This is a genomic window from Pseudarthrobacter sp. (genome assembly GCF_036675385.1).
Taxonomy (GTDB): domain Bacteria; phylum Actinomycetota; class Actinomycetes; order Actinomycetales; family Micrococcaceae; genus Arthrobacter.
The window spans coordinates 1-3447 of record NZ_JAKFFD010000218.1 but is presented as its reverse complement, the minus strand read 5'-3'; the positions used below and the strand labels follow the sequence as shown (position 1 = coordinate 3447).

General features: G+C 62.8%; 2 protein-coding genes and 1 pseudogene. All 3 read right to left on the bottom strand.

Annotated elements, in window-relative coordinates:
* Positions 1-112, bottom strand: a pseudogene (locus V6M49_RS17950) (ABC transporter permease); the annotation flags it as partial.
* Positions 113-221: 109 nt separating this feature from the next.
* Complete coding sequence (locus tag V6M49_RS17945; protein WP_141139275.1) at positions 222-1895, bottom strand: ABC transporter substrate-binding protein; 1674 nt, start codon at positions 1893-1895, stop codon at positions 222-224.
* Between the two features lie 78 nt (positions 1896-1973).
* Positions 1974-2990 (bottom strand): LacI family DNA-binding transcriptional regulator, encoded by a 1017-nt coding sequence (locus tag V6M49_RS17940; protein ID WP_141141934.1) that lies wholly within the window; start codon positions 2988-2990, stop codon positions 1974-1976.
* Between the last annotated feature and the right edge of the window lie 457 nt (positions 2991-3447).

Below are 3447 nucleotides of genomic sequence, written 5' to 3'. Positions count from 1 at the left end.
ACATCCGGGAGACGGGGTCGCCGGGCATAAAGCGCGGGAGCAGGAAATTCAGGGTGATGGACACCCAGAAGGCAATCAGGTAGAAACCCAGGCGGCGCAGGATAAAGCGCACGGTTTCCCTCCATTCGGGAATTACGGAAAGTTTGGGAGCACACCCGGCGCCGGAAACAGCGCCGGGTGTGCGGATCAAAGTGGCGGCGGGTGGGCCGCGAGAAAGATGGTTACTTGCGCGGTTCCAGCGACGTCAGGACCAGGACCGTGGTGGGCGACTTCACCGAGAGGGTCGCGTAGGGATTGTCCTGGGTGGGCCAGCCGGTGAACCGCGTGTCGTTGAAGGCGCCCCATTCCGGGCCGGAGAACAGCGGCACCAAGGGTGCGACGTCGTTGTATTCTTCCTGGAGTTTGTCGGCGATGTCCTGCTGCTTGGACTCGTCGGCCTCAGCGGCGAACTCGGCGAGCAGCGCGTCTGCCTTGGCGTCCCCGAAGCGGTGGTAGTTGTCGAAGGTTTTGGTGCCCACCGGCTTGACCGTTGTCGTGCCCATGGAGGTGTTGAAGTACTTGTACGGGCTGGGGTCGTTGGCGCTCCAGACGATGCCCGAATCGAAGTCGCCCGTCTCGTAGCCGGCTACAACCGCGGCCCAGTCCGGGGAGTCAACCTTGGCGGTCACGCCGACCTCGGCGAGGTTCTGGGAAATCACGTTGGCCACGGAGAGCCAGTCGGACGAAGAAGCGCCCACGGAGATCTTGAACTCGAAAGGTTTGCCGTCCTTCAGCGTGCGCTTGCCGTCGGTTCCCTTGGCAAGGCCGGCCTTGTCCAGCAGCTGGTTCGCGGCGTCCACGTCGAGTTTGGTCCACGTGCAGTTGTCCTTGACGGCGGCGTTCTTCCACGTTTCATAGTTGCCGGAAAGGCCCGTGCAGTCGGCCGGCTTCGCGTAGCCGCTCATGCCGATTTTGGTCACCTGGTCGCGGTCCACAGCCATGCTGAGTGCCTTGCGGACGTCAACGTCGTTGAAGGGTGCCTTGGTGGTGTTGAGTTGCCAGTTGATCATCGCGCCCGTGGCGGGGAACCAGTACTGGCGGTGTTCCTTGTCCTTTGAGACGAAGGTCTTTTCAATGTTCGGAATGTACTGCGGCGCCCAGTCGACGTCGCCGTTCGCGGCGGCAAGGTTGGCGCCGTCGTTCCCGGCGAAAGCAAGCATCTTGATGCCGGCGATCTTCTGCTTTTCCGGCTGCCAGTAGTTGGGGTTCTTCTTCAGCACGAAGGACTGGGCCTGGAAGCTGTCCACCTCGGTGTACGGGCCGGTACCCACAGGCGTGGCGTTGGCGTCCTTGCCAGGGTCGGCAAGCGCGGACCAGATGTGCTTGGGCAGGATGGTGAGCTGGCCCAGGTCGTAGAGGGCCGGCGACCAGGGCTTGTTGAAGCTGAAGGTGACCTTGTTGGCGCCCTCGGCGGTCACCGTTTCGAGGTATTCATAGCCGCCCTTGATCTTCTTCTGCAGTTCGAACGTGTAGGCCACGTCCTCGGCGACGAACGGCTTCCCGTCGGACCACTTCACGCCGTCGCGAAGGGTGAAGGTGATGGACTTGCCGTCGCCGGCCGCCTGCCACTCCGTGGCGAGCCACGGCACGGTGTCTCCCTTGGCCGGGTTGAAGATCAGAAGGGACTCGTAGATCGACTGCTGCACCATCGGGTTCACCGTGGGTGCGAAGGGGTTAAAGTTCTGGACAAACGTGCCCATGTCCTCGCGGGGAATGGTCAGGAATGCGCTCTCGGCCGAGGCGCCGGTGGCTCCCGTTGTGCCCTGGTTGGCTGAGCAGCCGGTGAGCAGTAGGGCCCCTACGGCCAGGCTGGCCGCCGTGATGCGGGCAGCCCTGAAGAATCGCTGTTGTGTCATGATGGGTATCTCTTTCCTCTCTTCATCGCTGAAGGTGAAGGTGTGGTTGGGGTTTGCTTTTCAGGTAATGATTTGCCGTCAGACTGAAAAGCGTTCTAGCAGCGGACAGTCGACCATTTGCTGATGGGCGATGATCGGCTGTCCTGCTGTAAGGCTTGCGAGTGTCTGGACACCCAGCGCACCCATCTCCTCGAAGGGCAACGCAACCGTGGTCAGTTTCGGCCTGAGGTAGGCCGCAATGAGTTCCTGGTTGTCGAAGCCGATCACGGCGATGTCTTGGGGGATGGCGAGCCCGCGCTCCTTGATGGCGTCGTAGGCGCCCATGGCCATCCGGTCGTTGAGGCAGAACAGTGCGGTTGGCCTGCCTGCCCCGGCGGGATATTTGTCAAGAATCTGGCAGGCTGCCTCGTAGCCGCCGTCCGCCGTCGCGTATCCCGGGACTACAAGATCAGGATCGAGTTCCAGCCCTGCCCCGGCGAGTGCTTCGCGGCACCCCTCCAAACGCCCGATGGCGGCGGGGATGTTCGGATCCAGGTTGATGACACCGATCCTGGAGTGGCCGGCCTGGAGCAAACGTTCGACGGCGACGCGCCCGCCGGCACGCTCGTCCGGGACGATCGAGGGCAGCTTCCCGTCCGCATCGAAGCAGTTGATCAGGACAGTGGGCACCTCATTGGCGCTTTTCGGAACATGCACGCCCCGGTGGAAGGTGGCCGCATACAGAAGCCCTTCCACCCTCTGCTCCAGCAGCTTTTCAAATGCTGCATCCTCCATCCCCTGGTTGGGTCCTACGGCATCGGCCTGGTCTGAAGGGGCGATGAGCAGGAACCGGCGGTCCAACCAGGCCTGGTCCTGCGCGCCCTTGATGATGTCGACGGCGAACGGTGCCGTGACAATTTCGGTGACAATGCCGTACCAGTCGCTTCGCTGGGAGGCCAGGGCCCGGGCGCCGGCATTGGGCCGGTAACCGAGCGTCTGGACCGCTTCGAGGATGCGATGCTTGGTCTCCTGCGAGACGCTGGCATTCTCCCGGTTGCTGAGGACGAAGGAAACGGCGGTACGGGACACTCCGGCGTGCTTGGCCACGTCCGCCATGGTGACGCCACGGTTTGTGGGGACCGCCGCCGTCGTTGCCACGACTGCGCCGGCCTCCGCAGCGGGTGCGGGTTGGGTGCTGTTCGCCATTGAATGCTCCGGGACCTCTGCGTGGGGCCCGTCAGGTGACGGGCCGGATTCTTTTAACTAACGCGCGTTACCTGCGACGTGTGATTTAGATTACGCGCGTTAGTAGGATCCTGTCAACGGCTGGCCTGAAGAACTTTCAGAACGCCGCGCGCTCGGCCTCGCCGGGTCAGGCGCCCGGTGCGGGCTTCCTTTACGACGAGCAAATTCGCCACGGACACGGAAAAGACCTGGCGACGCCCGAATACCCTCTCTGTCAGCCTGTCGTGAGACAGATTGTCTTTGCGAGAGGCAGGCGGGGTTGGGCATGACGAAATCGACTGGGAAAGTTCCGTTCCGGACTCTGGAGGAGAAGCTTTGGCTCCTGGAG